This window comes from Limnobacter sp. CACIAM 66H1, assembly GCF_001601825.1.
GTDB lineage: Bacteria > Pseudomonadota > Gammaproteobacteria > Burkholderiales > Burkholderiaceae_B > Limnobacter.
In genome coordinates this window covers 1-13,692 of sequence record NZ_LUJK01000023.1, presented here as the reverse complement: position 1 = coordinate 13,692, position 13,692 = coordinate 1, and the positions used below count along the sequence as shown (strand labels likewise).

The 13,692-nt window shown below is 51.7% G+C and carries 17 protein-coding genes; 12 read left to right on the top strand and 5 right to left on the bottom strand.

From position 1 onward, the window contains the following. The first annotated feature begins 46 nt into the window (after positions 1-46). Complete coding sequence (locus tag A0129_RS08345) at positions 47-355, top strand: c-type cytochrome (RefSeq protein ID WP_291714127.1); 309 nt, start codon at positions 47-49, stop codon at positions 353-355. A 63-nt stretch (positions 356-418) separates the two neighbouring features. Here the strand turns inward: A0129_RS08345 and A0129_RS08340 are convergent, their stop codons facing one another. Next, positions 419-1,534, bottom strand: coding sequence for a branched-chain amino acid ABC transporter substrate-binding protein (locus tag A0129_RS08340; RefSeq protein WP_291714125.1), 1,116 nt, complete (start codon positions 1,532-1,534; stop codon positions 419-421). Between the two features lie 207 nt (positions 1,535-1,741). Between A0129_RS08340 and A0129_RS08335 the strand changes: the two genes are divergently transcribed. From A0129_RS08335 to A0129_RS08320, 4 genes are read left to right on the top strand one after another with little or no spacing between them, the layout of a single operon-like run. Beyond that, positions 1,742-2,707, top strand: coding sequence for a branched-chain amino acid ABC transporter permease (locus A0129_RS08335; protein ID WP_291714123.1), 966 nt, complete (start codon positions 1,742-1,744; stop codon positions 2,705-2,707). Then, on the top strand, positions 2,704-3,777 hold the full coding sequence (locus A0129_RS08330; RefSeq protein WP_291714122.1) for an ABC transporter ATP-binding protein: 1,074 nt from the start codon (positions 2,704-2,706) through the stop codon (positions 3,775-3,777). The genes A0129_RS08335 and A0129_RS08330 overlap by 4 nt, the downstream gene beginning before the upstream one ends. Continuing rightward, complete coding sequence (locus tag A0129_RS08325; RefSeq protein WP_291714120.1) at positions 3,774-4,547, top strand: ABC transporter ATP-binding protein; 774 nt, start codon at positions 3,774-3,776, stop codon at positions 4,545-4,547. The genes A0129_RS08330 and A0129_RS08325 overlap by 4 nt, the downstream gene beginning before the upstream one ends. Further along, a complete protein-coding gene (locus A0129_RS08320; protein WP_291714117.1) occupies positions 4,540-5,280 on the top strand; it encodes an ABC transporter ATP-binding protein in 741 nt (246 codons plus the stop codon). Before A0129_RS08325 ends, A0129_RS08320 begins: the two co-directional genes overlap by 8 nt. Positions 5,281-5,297: 17 nt before the next feature. On the opposite strand, the gene A0129_RS08315 is transcribed toward A0129_RS08320, so the two are convergent. Next, positions 5,298-6,317 carry a CDP-6-deoxy-delta-3,4-glucoseen reductase gene (locus tag A0129_RS08315; RefSeq protein ID WP_291714116.1) on the bottom strand — a complete coding sequence of 340 codons (1,020 nt, stop codon included), beginning with the start codon at positions 6,315-6,317 and terminating at the stop codon, positions 5,298-5,300. Between A0129_RS08315 and A0129_RS08310 the strand changes: the two genes are divergently transcribed. Beyond that, the gene (locus A0129_RS08310; protein ID WP_291714114.1) at positions 6,309-7,271 is read left to right on the top strand and encodes an SDR family NAD(P)-dependent oxidoreductase; all 963 of its coding nucleotides are present in this window, start codon (positions 6,309-6,311) and stop codon (positions 7,269-7,271) included. The two genes, A0129_RS08315 and A0129_RS08310, sit on opposite strands and share 9 nt — an antisense overlap. Positions 7,272-7,290: 19 nt before the next feature. Here the strand turns inward: A0129_RS08310 and A0129_RS08305 are convergent, their stop codons facing one another. From A0129_RS08305 to A0129_RS08295, 3 genes are read right to left on the bottom strand one after another with little or no spacing between them, the layout of a single operon-like run. Beyond that, positions 7,291-7,566 (bottom strand): polyhydroxyalkanoic acid system family protein, encoded by a 276-nt coding sequence (locus tag A0129_RS08305; protein WP_291714112.1) that lies wholly within the window; start codon positions 7,564-7,566, stop codon positions 7,291-7,293. A gap of 50 nt (positions 7,567-7,616) precedes the next feature. Beyond that, complete coding sequence (locus tag A0129_RS08300) at positions 7,617-8,744, bottom strand: TRAP transporter substrate-binding protein (RefSeq protein ID WP_291714110.1); 1,128 nt, start codon at positions 8,742-8,744, stop codon at positions 7,617-7,619. 2 nt (positions 8,745-8,746) lie between these two features. Continuing rightward, entirely contained in the window at positions 8,747-9,433 is a 687-nt protein-coding gene (locus tag A0129_RS08295) for a lactate utilization protein C (protein ID WP_291714108.1), read from the bottom strand. 167 nt (positions 9,434-9,600) lie between these two features. Here A0129_RS08295 and fdxA point away from each other — a divergent pair, with 167 nt between their 5' ends. The 6 genes from fdxA to A0129_RS08265 all read left to right on the top strand — a co-directional run. Beyond that, entirely contained in the window at positions 9,601-9,924 is a 324-nt protein-coding gene (fdxA, locus tag A0129_RS08290; protein ID WP_008248660.1) for a ferredoxin FdxA, read from the top strand. A gap of 33 nt (positions 9,925-9,957) precedes the next feature. Next, positions 9,958-10,764: a ferredoxin--NADP reductase gene (locus A0129_RS08285; RefSeq protein WP_291714106.1), complete on the top strand. Its 807-nt coding sequence runs from the start codon at positions 9,958-9,960 to the stop codon at positions 10,762-10,764. 115 nt (positions 10,765-10,879) lie between these two features. Beyond that, positions 10,880-12,115 carry a polyhydroxyalkanoate depolymerase gene (locus tag A0129_RS08280; RefSeq protein ID WP_291714105.1) on the top strand — a complete coding sequence of 412 codons (1,236 nt, stop codon included), beginning with the start codon at positions 10,880-10,882 and terminating at the stop codon, positions 12,113-12,115. Continuing rightward, on the top strand, positions 12,108-12,749 hold the full coding sequence (locus A0129_RS08275) for an RnfABCDGE type electron transport complex subunit B (RefSeq protein WP_291714103.1): 642 nt from the start codon (positions 12,108-12,110) through the stop codon (positions 12,747-12,749). Before A0129_RS08280 ends, A0129_RS08275 begins: the two co-directional genes overlap by 8 nt. Next, entirely contained in the window at positions 12,746-13,378 is a 633-nt protein-coding gene (gene nth, locus A0129_RS08270; RefSeq protein WP_291714101.1) for an endonuclease III, read from the top strand. The genes A0129_RS08275 and nth overlap by 4 nt, the downstream gene beginning before the upstream one ends. After that, on the top strand, positions 13,375-13,692 hold a 318-nt coding region (locus tag A0129_RS08265; protein ID WP_291714099.1), incomplete at its 3' end, for a hypothetical protein. The genes nth and A0129_RS08265, both read left to right, overlap by 4 nt.

Here is a 13,692-nt window from a genome sequence, read left to right as displayed (position 1 = left end):
CGAGACGTTATTAATGTGCTAACTGTAACAAAGTGAGGAGTTCAGTATGATCAAGCAAATGGGTGTCTTGGCGATTGCAGCCACCATGGTTGCTCTACCGTTGTCTGCCAGCGCCGACGAAGCACTGGCCAAGAGCAAAGCCTGCTTGGCCTGCCATCAGGTTCAGAAGAAAGTAGTTGGCCCAGCCTTCAAAGACGTGGCTGCCAAGTACAAGGGTCAGGCTGGCGCGGAAGCCATGTTGGCCGGCAAAATCAAGAACGGCAGCAAGGGTGTATGGGGACCGGTCCCCATGCCTGCTCAAAACGTGACTGAAGAAGAGGCCAAGAAATTGGCAGCATGGGTACTGACTCTGTAATCAGTTCGCAAGCTACACGAAAAAGCCAAGGTGTTTCGCCTTGGCTTTTTTCATTGGACCCGCTTAATTGACAACCTTGACCGGAAACTTTCCTTGAGGTCCGTAAGAATTCAAGGTGACTGCCGCATTCAGAACGTCACCCACTTCATCAAATGCGATGGTTCCGATGACTCCTTCGTGCCGAATCTCTTTCAACTTCGGAAGATATTTCTTGGGGTCTGCTGACTTTGCATTTTTCATGGCCATGCCCATGGTCATGACTGCATCGTATACAAAAGGCGCATAAACCTGAATGTCCGTCTTGAACTGTGCTTTGTATCGCTTCTCAAAGGCGGGGCCACCAGGCATTTTGCTCAAGGCCATACCGCCCTCGGCGCAAAGCACATTCGAACCCACATTGTCGCCGCCCAAACGCATCAATTCAGTGGTACAAATGCCATCACCTCCAATCAGCTTCGCCTTGATTCCCAATTGCTTCATCTGCCGCAGCATGGGGCCGGCCTGTGCATCCATGCCTCCGTAAAAAACAAGGTCTGGATTCACGCGCTTGACTGAGGTTAATATCGCCGCAAAGTCGGTGGCCTTGTCGTTGGTGTAGTGGCGCTCCAGCACCTTTACACCTTTGGCTTCAAGCTGCTTCGTAAAAATATCGGCCAGCGGCTGTCCATAACCGGTGCGGTCATCAATGACCACCACCCGCTTCACTTTCATTTCATCGACAGCATATCTGGCCAAGGCAACCCCCAGCACGCCATCGTGCGCAATCACCCTGAATACAGACTCAAACCCCTGCTTGGTCACTTTCGGTGTCGTGGCTGAAGGTGTAATTTGGGGAATGCCACAGTCATAATAAATACGGGATGCCGGAATTGTGGTGCCACTGTTCAAATGCCCAACAATGCCATTTACTTTCATGTCACACAATTTTTGCGCGACGATGGCACCAGTTTTTGGATCTGCGGCATCGTCCTCGGCAATCAACTGAAATTTGGCAGTGCCTCCATCCAGCTGAATTTTCATTTTATTCAAATCGTCGATTGCCAACCTGGCGCCCGATTCATTGTCTTTGCCGTAGTGAGCCTGTGGCCCCGAGAGCGGTGCAATATGTCCAATTTTCACCAACACTTCCTTGGCGTAAACAGGCGTGCTTGCCAAGGCGATAAATACCGATATACCCATGAATGAATATTTCAAATTCCGGGACCTGCAAAGGTTCATGATCGCCTCCAACTCGTTTTTGTGGTTAATTCCATCAATGTAGCATCTAAACCGGTAATGGGTTCCGCTGTCAATTAACTGACTTCTTTCTGAAGAAATACGCAAAACCCAAACCCAATTTGCTCTATTCTTTTTCCGACACATCTAATTTCAATCGCATTGGCGTACATGGATATCTTTGCGCAACAACTGATCAACGGCTTGGTTCTCGGCAGTATTTATGCGCTGGTGGCACTCGGTTACACAATGGTGTACGGCGTGTTGGGTTTGATCAATTTCGCCCATGGCGAAGTGGTCATGATTGGTGCCATGGTGGCCTTCAGCGCCATCACCTTGTTCATGGGTCTGTTCCCCGATACACCGGGCTGGATACTTTTCCTGGTAGGAGTGCTGTGCGCAGTACCTGTGTGCATGCTGGTCAGTTTTTCGATCGAACGCCTGGCCTATCGCCCCTTGCGAAACGCGCCCCGGCTCGCACCCTTGATTTCGGCTATCGGCGTTTCAATCATTTTGCAAACCTTGGCCATGATCATTTGGGGCCGCAATTATCTGATCTTTCCCGCCACACTGCCCACCGATCCAATTGTTTTGCATACCTTTGCTCCAAACCTCGAGAACGATTACGAAAGAATTGTATCCATCACACCGGTGCAACTTTTGATTGTGGCGGTATCTGCAGTCCTCATGTTTGGCCTGACCTACACAGTCAACAAAACCCGATTGGGGAAAGCCATGCGCGCCACCTCTGAAAACCCGCAATTGGCAGGGCTCATGGGCATCAACGCCAATTCAGTGATCGCCGCTACATTTGTGATCGGAGCTGCCTTGGCTGGAGTAGCTGGCGTCATGGTGGCTGCCAACTATTCTGTGGCTCATTTTTACATGGGCTTTTTACCCGGTTTGAAAGCGTTTACTGCCGCAGTACTTGGCGGCATCGGCAATATTTATGGCGCCATGTTGGGTGGCCTCCTGTTGGGAATTGTTGAAAGCCTTGGCGCTGGCTATTTGGGGCAATTGACGGGTGGTTTTCTGGGCTCGCACTACCAGGATATTTTTGCCTTTGCTGTGTTGATTTTGGTGCTTACTCTTCGGCCATCTGGCCTGTTGGGTGAAAGGGTGTCGGACCGAGCATGAAAAAACTTGCCCAACGCCATCAACAAGTGATCGGCTTCCTGCTCGTTGCCATCGCCTTGGCTGCTCTGCCCTGGGTGGCTGGCTTGATTGGCAACAGCTGGGTTCGTATTTTGAACATCGCCTTGCTATATGTGATGCTGGCGCTCGGCCTCAACATCGTGGTAGGTTTCGCCGGCTTGCTTGATCTGGGTTACATCGCCTTTTACGCGGTGGGTGCTTACGTATACGGTTTGCTGGCTTCACCTCATTTAACCGACAATTTTGAAACCATCGCAACCCTTTTTCCAGATGGTCTGCACTTGTCCATATGGTTAATGATTCCGCTGGGGGCCTTGATTGCCGCGCTATTCGGCGTGTTGCTGGGTGCCCCCACCCTTCGGCTCCGGGGTGACTATCTTGCCATTGTCACCCTGGGTTTCGGGGAAATCATTCGACTGTTTCTGAACAATTTGAATGCGCCAGTCAATATCACCAATGGCCCCCAAGGCATCAACATGATTGAGCCCGTTCAAATTGCGGGGGTTCGTTTTTCACGCACTGTCGATTTGTTCGGCTTCGAGGTGCCTGCACTTCACCTTTACTACTATTTGTTTCTGGCGCTTACCCTGCTGATCATCGTGGTGTGTATGCGCCTGCAAAACAGCCGAATCGGCCGCGCATGGACCGCAATACGCGATGACGAAATTGCAGCGAAATCCATGGGTATCAACACCCGCAACATGAAGCTTCTGGCTTTCGCACTGGGTGCCTCCTTTGGCGGTGTCGCGGGCGCGATGTTTTCTGCATTTCAAGGCTTTGTCAGCCCGGAGTCCTTCGGCTTGATGGAATCAATTATTGTTCTTTGCATGGTCGTGCTGGGCGGAATGGGTCATATTCCCGGCGTTATTCTGGGCGCACTGTTGCTGGCAGGTTTTCCGGAAATGCTGCGGCAAGTGGTCACCCCTGTACAGGAGTTTTTGTTTGGTAGCGTACTGGTGGATGCAGAAATACTTCGCTCCCTGATCTATGGCCTGACCATGGTGCTGGTCATGCTATATCGCCCCGCCGGGCTGTGGCCGAAACACAAATGAACATACCCCTCTTTAGTGCCAACAATCTGAAAAAAAGATTTGGCGGCATCACTGCCGTAGACGATGTCAGCCTGAGCGTTTTGCCGGGACAAGTGGTCGGGCTGATTGGCCCGAACGGTGCAGGCAAAACCACTTGCTTCAATTTGATCACCGGTTTGTACGCACCCGATGCCGGGCGACTCGCATTCAAGGGCAAGCCCTACAAACCTGCTTCGCCCCACCATGTTGCGCAAATGGGTTTGGCCCGCACCTTTCAAAATATTCGTTTGTTCAAAAGTATGACAGCGCTTGAAAATGTGGCCGTGGGTATGCATGGCAAAACCAGGCAGGGTGTATTGGGCGCGGTACTTCGTACCCCGGCACAACGCCGCGAGGAACAACAGGTACACCAGCAGGCATTGAAGTGGTTGCATTATGTAGGCATCGGTACTTACAGCAATCATCTGGCCGGGCAGCTCTCCTATGGTGATCAACGACGCCTCGAAATCGCACGCGCCCTGGCCAGCGAACCTGCGCTACTCGCCCTGGACGAACCCGCTGCTGGCATGAATGCCACTGAAAAATTGAAGCTGCGAGAATTGCTGCTCCGGATTCGACAGGACGGAACATCGATACTGCTGATTGAACATGATGTCAAACTGGTCATGGGTATTTGTGACGAAGTCATTGTGCTGGATTACGGCAAAGTGATTGCTCAGGGAACCCCCACCCAAGTTCAGCAATCCCCCGCCGTCATTGAAGCCTACCTTGGAGGGCTACACCATGGCTGATTCCATGCTGAACATTCAAGGTCTAACTGTTGCCTATGGCGGAATTCAGGCAGTCAAGGGTTTGAGTTTTCAGGTGCATGCGGGTGAGCTGGTGTGCTTGATTGGATGTAATGGTGCGGGCAAAACGTCAGCCATGAAAGCCATTGCAGGCTTATTGCCTTTTCAAGCCCATGCCGCTACTTTCAAAAGCACCATTGATCTGACGAAGCTGCCCGCGCATCAACGGCTGCCACTTGGGCTGGTCTTGGTGCCGGAGGGACGCGGGATCTTCACACGCATGACCGTGCTTGAAAATCTTGAATTGGGTGCAAATGCACGCTTTCAAACCGGCTGCCCGAAAGCCGAGATCGAGAGTGATTTGGAGAGAATGCTGACTCTGTTTCCGCGCATCAGGGAGCGACTGAAGCAATCCGCAGGAACTCTGAGTGGTGGAGAGCAGCAGATGTTGGCCATGGCACGTGCGCTGATGGGAAAGCCCGATCTACTGCTGCTGGACGAGCCCAGCATGGGATTGGCTCCGATCATGGTTGAGAAAATTTTCGAGGTGATTCAACAGGTACACCACGAAGGAATGACGATACTGCTTGTCGAGCAAAATGCTCACATCGCTCTGCAACTGGCTAACCGAGCTTATGTCATGGATTCAGGTTTGATTGATTACGAAGGTCTGGCCAGTGAACTGATCAACGACCCCAGAATTCGAGAAACCTATCTGGGGCAAGTGTCGCAATAAAGCCTGCTGTATGCGGGTCAGGCATCTGCCATAGACGTAAAGGAATCTGCGAAGAACTCCTCCTCGGGTAAACCACACTGTGAGGTGAAATCGCGCTGCGCTGACTCAATCACAATGGGCGCACCACAGGCGTACACCTGATGTGTGCTCAAATCCGGGAAGTCCTGCATGACAGCGTGGTGCACAAAACCTGTTCGCCCCGTCCAGTGACATTCGTCTGTGGCATCAGACAGCACCGGCACAAATTTGAAATTTGAGTGCTCGCCGGCCCACAACATGGGCAAATCCAGCATATACAAATCGGCCTTGGTTCGTGCACCCCAATACAACACAAACTCGCGGCTGTTGTTCTTGAAAAAGGCCTGTTCCAATAAGGATTTAATTGGGGCGAAACCTGTGCCACTGGCCAGCAACACCACGGGTTTCGTAGAGTCGTCGCGCAAGAAAAATGTACCGAAGGGACCTTCAAAACGCAAAATTTCCCGTTCTTTCATGGTGCTGAATACATGGTCAGTGAACAAGCCACCGGGCATGTGCCGAATGTGCAGCTCGATCCCGCCTTCCTGATAAGGGGCATTGGCCAGAGAATAACTGCGTCGAGACCCATCGCGAAGCATGAATTCAATATACTGACCCGCATTGAATTGCAACACCTCATTGGCCGGCAACTGCAACTTGAGAATGGCCACATCGGCCGCAGGTTTCTCGATGCTTTGCAAACGACAGGGCATTTTCTTGATGGGAATGTCACCCAAACCGGAAAGCTCTCTAACCTTCAACTTCACAGGGCCAAGCGGTTTTGCGCAACAAGTAAGCACCTTCCCGCGTACACGTTCTTCTTCACTCAAGGCACGTGATTGGTAGGTGCCGTAATCGACCTGCCCTTCAATCAAATCAGCCTTGCACGATCCACAGGCTCCGTCTTTGCAGCCATATGGCAAAATGACATTGGCGCGCAGTGCTGCAGACAACAAGGTATCGTCAGACTCGCATTCATACTGTTTTTGGCTGGGAAGAATTTCTACGTTGTGAATCATCAAACTACTTTCCGTGACATCGACAAACCCGGCGGGCTATTTTTCAAACGCAGTTTGCCCCGGCGCTTTCGGCAAAGCAATATAAGCGTTGCGGGCTGTGGGCAAGTGGGCTTGGTCTTGTTGCAAACCTTTCCAGATCAACATTTTACAGCGACTTATCGCCCTGGAGCGGGGACGAGAGCAAAGCGCGCCGCCATCGTGGCGCACAACACTCGACCCCTGGCCATTGATTTGAATTTGAAGAGCGACCTGTTGCGCCTGATTTCAATGGGTCACCGAATCATCTGGATGGCGCCGCCCGACTCATCCGTACAGACTGACAACACACTGAAAAAACTGGTGCTGTGGTCAGCCACAAGGGCCAAGGCTCACGGTAAACCCGTACCGCGAATCAGCTATGTATCCACCACCGGCGTTTATGGCAATACGCAAGGGCAATGGATTAATGAATACACGCCATTGAATGCGCAATCGGACCGAGCGAAGCGGCGAGTTCATGCCGAGACGCAACTTCGACTGGGACTAAAACATGGTGTGCATGTACACCTGCTGCGTGCGCCCGGCATATACGGCGACAACAGATTACCAATAGACCGTATCAAGAATCGCACACCGGCTCTGCTACCTGATGAAGATGCGTGGTCAAACCACATTCATGAACTCGATTTGGGCCGTTTAAGCCGATGGGTCAATTACAAAGGTGGTGTCTTCGAGGTCATAAACGCCTGCGACGCTAAACCCAGCAAAATGGGAGACTACTTTGACCTGGTGGCTGATGCTTACCAGCTTCCTCGCCCACCCCGCTTTTCGCGGGAAGAGGTGAAACAAATGGTAAGTCCCATGATGTGGAGTTTCATGTCGGAATCGCGGCGTATTGAATCTTTGAACCAGAAAAAACTCGGATTTCGTCTTCGCTATCCCAGCGTTGCTGATTTTCTTTCCGGCCAAAGATGATTCGACTCGGGTTGCCCGTTCAAGCAAACATTTTGTCGATGTTTTTGTCGATTTCCGATTGAATCTTTCCCTTGAATGCTTTCAGCATAAAGCCCAGGGAAATATCGACTGTGACGTCTTTGTCAGTCACATCCAGCTTGCCCTTCACACCTGAACGCGTGAAATTGAGGGTGTTGCCTTGCCATTGACTGTCCAGCTGGAATTCTTTTTGAAGTTGATCTGCCAGTTTTTGGGCAGTTTGCTTGGCCTCTTCCAGGGTCAAATTGTGTGCTTTGCGGGCGTGAATATCAGACATGTTGGCTCACTCTTGAAGGTGTTATGGCTGCATATTAACCCAGCCGCGGTTTACACGGTAGAGAACCAAAAATCGAAAGCCATTTTAGAAGAAGGTGTCAGGTCATTTTCAAAACCCACTACACGCTTGGCAAATCGCATTTGAGAATCAATAATGCGCTTGAAAATCCGGCTGTTGGCTGATTCCCGGGCAATGATTTTCCGCCAGGCATTCAGTTGCGCCCTCAAAATATCATCGGGTGTCACGTAATACCGAACACCCTGCTTGCGTCGCATTTCCTCGTAATCAGTCGAAAACCGGTCTGAGGCCTTCCAGCTCAAGTCCGCGGAAGAAGCCTGTAAGGCGTATCGAATAATCGAGCGCAGGGCAAAAGGCAGACTATCGAAACGCTGCTTGTTGAAAATGACTTCAAAAACCTCACTGCTTTGGTGAAAGCTGCGAATCATGCACACCGACGACACACTGGGAAAACCCAAAGCCCGATCGGAACTGGGGTTGTTAAACTCCGCGGCATCAATCAGCCCCTTGTCCAGCCAAGGCACGATATCGGCGGGCTGCAAGGCGGTGGTGGTCAAACCGAGTTCCTTGAAGACTTCCGCAGCCAAACCCACAGCGCGAAACCGCATCTTGTCGAGGTCTTTGATGCTCTCGATCCGATTTTTGAACCAACCCAAAGGTTGTGGGGTCAGTGGCCCATACATGAAACCCTGAATGTTCAGGTTCATTTCTTTTTGAACCAGTTCGTCGTAAAGCTGTTGACCACCACCATACTGGAACCACGCCAGTATCTGATTCGAGCTCATGCCAAAACTAGGACCACTTCCAAACAGGGAAAAAGCGGCATGGCGATCATGCCAATAAGTGGGCACGCCATGCCCACCGTCAAGCTGTCCCTTGTGCACTGCATTCTGAATACCGAAAGCTTTCACGATGCTATTGGTGGGATACACATCGATGCGCAACTCGCCGCCCGACATGTCATTAACCTTCTTCGCAAAATCCTGGGCAAACTCATTAAAAATGTCTTTGGTGGGCCAAGTGCTTTGGAACTTGAACACCACTGGTTTGATGGTTTTGACGAGCGACGCAGACTGGGAAGCGGCAGGAGTGGCTATCGCACCAGCCGCTCCTGCCGCCAAAGCTTTTTGTACAAAGCGTCTTCTGGAGTCGTCGCGCATGCTTATTTGCCGACAAGAATCAAGTGCACCCTGTAGGGGCCATGTGCACCCAACACAATGGTTTGTTCGATGTCGGCAGTGCGTGACGGGCCAGATACAAAATTCAATGCTCTCGGCATAATCCGCCCTTCTTTTCGTAGCATTTCAAATGCGTCTTCCATCGTGTGCACCACCTGATCATCTCGAACAATTGCAATGTGGGTTTCCGGCAGCAGGTGCGTGCTGGCAGGCTCATCCGCCTTGCTGGCAAATACCAAAGTGCCTGTTTCAGCCACAGCACAGGCCACGCCGCTGATTCCAATCAGATCGTCGCCCGCAGGAGCCCCCAAACGTGCCTGATTCGGTAACTTGGACCAGTCTAGTTCGCCCAGTGCCGGCCAGATAGCCACAGTGCCTGTCAATTCGTTCTCGGCAAGATACGCCGCACAGGCCGGGACCACTTCAGCATTGGATTTGACTCGCTGAAGGGTGCAAAGCATGGCACGGGATTTTTCTTCGAACAAAGCAAGCACATTTTCTACCGGACCAGGTGCCGGGCCTCTCGCCCTTCGGGCCAGATAGCCCTTGGCCAGAGTCATCTCATTGTCGCGCATCGTTGCTGGTCGGGATTGAAGGCTACGAATCCGATTCAGAATTTCCGACCGGGCCGCTGAGGTATCCAGATCGTCGTCATTGAAAGATTGGCTCAAAGTGCACCCTCGGCATATATTCGTAGCCACCATTATAGAAAAAGCACGCCACTGCCGCCCCTAGGGTATGCCCCATACCAGTTGGTGATTTCGAGCGGAGATTCAGGTGCAACGTGGTCCAATCGATTACAATGTCTCGTTATCTTGTCCAACCACCCATTTTCACCATGACACACGTAGTTACCGAGTCTTGCATCAAATGCAAATACACCGATTGTGTGGATGTATGCCCAGTCGACTGTTTTCGCGAAGGCCCCAATTTTTTGGTGATCGATCCAGACGAGTGCATCGACTGCGCCGTTTGTATTCCGGAATGTCCCGTCAACGCAATTTATGCTGAAGAGGATGTGCCTGCCGACCAGGTGAAGTTCATCGACATGAACGTAGAACTGGCCAAAGATTGGCCAAGCATTACGCGCATGAAGGCACACCTGCCCGATGCCGATGACTGGAAAGACGTGAAAGACAAGCTGCAATACCTTGAAAAGTAATCCACTTCAAGGCAGTTCCAATCGAGTAGTTGCATGAGTGAAGTTGAAGACAAATACACCCGGGAGACAATCACCAGCATGCGTGTTTGGGTGCCAGGCAAATTGTTTTCCTTCACCTGCACACGCCCAACAGGCTTTCGCTTCACGGCAGGCCAATTTGCCCGGCTGGGTGTTGATAACACTTTGCAATTACCGGGCGAACCGGAAATCATCTGGCGAGCCTACTCCATGGTCTCGGGCCCATTTGACGAGCATCTTGAGTTTTTCTCAATTGTCGTACCTGAAGGGGCTTTTACCAGTCACCTAAGCCAGCTTCAGGTGGGTTCTCCTGTTTACATCGACAAAACCAATTTCGGCTTCCTCACCACGGCCCGCTTCGAGACCGGTAAAGACCTCTGGCTATTGGGCTCAGGAACGGGTCTGGCACCCTTTCTCTCAATTCTTCACGACCCGCATACCTGGGAGCAATTCGAAAACATCGTGCTGGTACACAGTGCCCGAACTGCTGAAGAGCTGGTATATCAAGAAATGATCAAGGGCTTCGTTGAACACCCCATGCTCAGCGAACTGATCGAGAACGTCGAGAAACGGTTTGTTTATGTGCCTGTGGTCACCCGCGAGAAGGTTCCCAACTGTCTTGGTGAACGAATTACCACCTTGCTGGAACAAGGCACCTTGGTAGAACACACGGGCTTACCCATGAATGTTGAACGCAGTCGATTCATGATTTGCGGCAATCCGGAAATGGTCACGGACATACGTAAAGTTCTGAAATCAAAAGGTTATTCCCCTGCCCGAAGAAATACTCAAGGTGAGATCGCAGTCGAAAACTATTGGTGATCGAGGAAACATTCAAACATGTTGCGTTGCAGCAATGTTTGCAAGATAATCGTCAGGAACCTGACACATAATTGTCAAATCAAGACAATCGCCTAATAAAGCCGGAGGCCATTCAATGCTGTACCAAATGCACGAGTTTCAGCGAGCGCTGCTTAATCCAATGACGATTTGGGCAGAGGCGGGCTCCAAGCTTTACAGCAACCCGTTCAGCCCCTTGGCTCACTTGCCCATGGCACGGCGCATCTCAGCGGGTTTCGAATTGATGTACCGCTTGGGCAAAGAATATGAAAAACCGGAATTCGGAATCACCACTGTAAAGTGCGGCGACCGAGAAGTCTCCATCGTTCAGGAAATTGTCGAAACCAAACCATTCTGCAAGCTGATTCATTTCCGCAAAATGATTCCGGTAGAATCCAAGCCGCTGAAGCCACAACCGAAGGTCTTGGTCTTTGCCCCCTTGTCGGGTCACCATGCCACCTTGCTGCGCGACACTGTTAAAACCCTGCTTCAGGACCATGATGTCTACATCACAGACTGGGTTGACGCACGCATGGTGCCCCTGTCCGAAGGCGACTTCCACCTTGACGACTATGTACACTACTGTATCGAGTTCATTCAGTTGCTGGGGCCCAACGTCCATCTGATTTCCGTGTGCCAACCCACCGTGCCGGTCATGGCAGCTGTTTCGCTGATGGCGTCCAACAAAGACCCAAAACAGGCCAAGAGCATGACCATGATGGGTGGCCCTATTGACACCCGCGAAAGCCCCACAGAAGTGAACAACCTGGCCACTAAAAAGCCCTATTCCTGGTTTGAAAACAATGTGATTTACAGCGTGCCCCACACCTACCCGGGTTACCTGCGCCGCGTGTATCCGGGCTTCTTGCAACACTTGGGCTTTGTCAGCATGAATCCGGACAAGCATGCGCAAAGTCATTATGACTTTTACATGCACTTGGTCGAGGGCGATGGCGAAAGCGCCGAAAGCCACAGGCAGTTCTACGATGAATACAATGCCGTGCTCGACATGCCAGCCGAATATTATCTGGACACGATCAAGACCGTGTTTCAAGATCACGCCTTGCCCCTTGGCACATGGGAAGTGCGCGGGCAGCGGGTAAAGCCCGAAGATGTGAAAACAGTCGCACTGCTTACCATTGAAGGCGAACTGGATGATATTTCTGGGCCCGGTCAAACCAAAGCCGCGCTCAAGCTGTGTAAAAACCTGCCGGCGGACAAGAAAGAGCATTACGAGGCCTTGGAATGCGGACACTATGGTATCTTCAGCGGTCGCCGTTGGCGCGAGAAGGTTTACCCAAAAATCCGCGAATTCATAGCCAAGAATGCATGAGCAGCTTGTACAACAGATAGACGACCTACTTCCTCAAACTCAATGCACGCAATGTGGGTTTGAGGGCTGCTTGCCTTACGCTAAAGCGTTGGCGAACGGGGAAGCCGATTTGAACCGTTGCCCGCCAGGCGGTGAGAGTACGATCGCTGCCCTTTCCGCTCTGCTAAACCTTCCTGTAAAACCAGTTGATCCTGGCTGTGGCTCGACCATTGAGCGGCATATTGCCAGCATTCACCCCCAACATTGTATTGGGTGCACCCTGTGCATCAAAGCGTGCCCTGTCGATGCAATTGTGGGCAGCAGCAAACGCAGACATGCCGTCATTGCCGAGCTGTGCACTGGGTGCGAACTGTGCATTCCACCTTGCCCGGTAGACTGCATCGACATGGTGTTCATACCCGAGTTCAGCGCTTGGGATCAAACCCAGGCTCATGCGGCCCGCGCTAGAATGCATGCGCGGGAAATTCGCTTGATGCGACAAAAAGAAGAACAGGCAGAAAGGCTCGAAGCCAAGGCAATTCACAAACTGGACGAGCTGGATGACACGCCCAGCCCCGATGCAGCCGCCAAAAAGGCTGTGGTACAAGCCGCACTGGCCAGGGCACGGGCACGACGACAGGCGCAAACATCATGAACAAGGAAAAACGCACCGAGATCTTCACACGATTTCAGCAGGCAAACCCAGAACCAAAAACCGAGCTGGAGTATTCGACACCGTTTGAGCTACTTGCAGCTGTTTTACTCAGTGCACAAGCCACCGACAAAGGCGTGAACATTGCCACTCGGAAACTGTTTGCCGTCGCAAATACGCCAGCAGCAATCGCAGAGCTCGGTGTTGCCGGGGTTGAGGAGTACATCAAAACAATTGGGCTTTTTCGCTCCAAAGCCAAACATCTTGTGCAAACTGCCGAAATTTTGCGAGACCAATACAATGGTGAAGTTCCTGCGGACAGGGAAGCCCTTGAAAGCTTGCCAGGTGTTGGCCGAAAAACTGCGAATGTGGTGCTGAACACCGCCTTTGGACAACCCACCATGGCTGTCGATACGCATATTTTCCGAATCAGCAACCGCACTGGCATTGCCCCGGGGAAAGACGTACTCGAAGTTGAAAAACGGCTACTGAAGCTGGTCCCCCAAGAGTTTATGTTGAACGCTCACCATTGGCTGATTTTGCATGGCCGCTATGTGTGCAAGGCACGCAAACCGGAATGCACTCGTTGTAGTATCGTGGACTTGTGCGAATTCAAAAAGAAAACAACATGAGCCACGCAATTTGCGTTCAAGTGTTCAGTGATGCCCGGCTTGAAGATGCCGCTGCGCTGGTTGAAAGTGCCGTTGAAAAGGCCGGGCTTCGCCGTCACACCGACTACGTCAGCCGGGTTATTTTGTTGTGTACTCCCCATTTCGCTCCACTTCTGCAAGATCTCGCACAGTTGTGTGTCAGCAAAACCAACTGCATGAATGTGTGGGGTGGTTGTGCCTCAGGCTTGCTGGGGCAAGGCCAGGTGTTTAGCAATGAACCCACTGTGTTGATCGCAGTGTTTGGCAAAGAATTTGAAACTCCGCGAGACAGCATT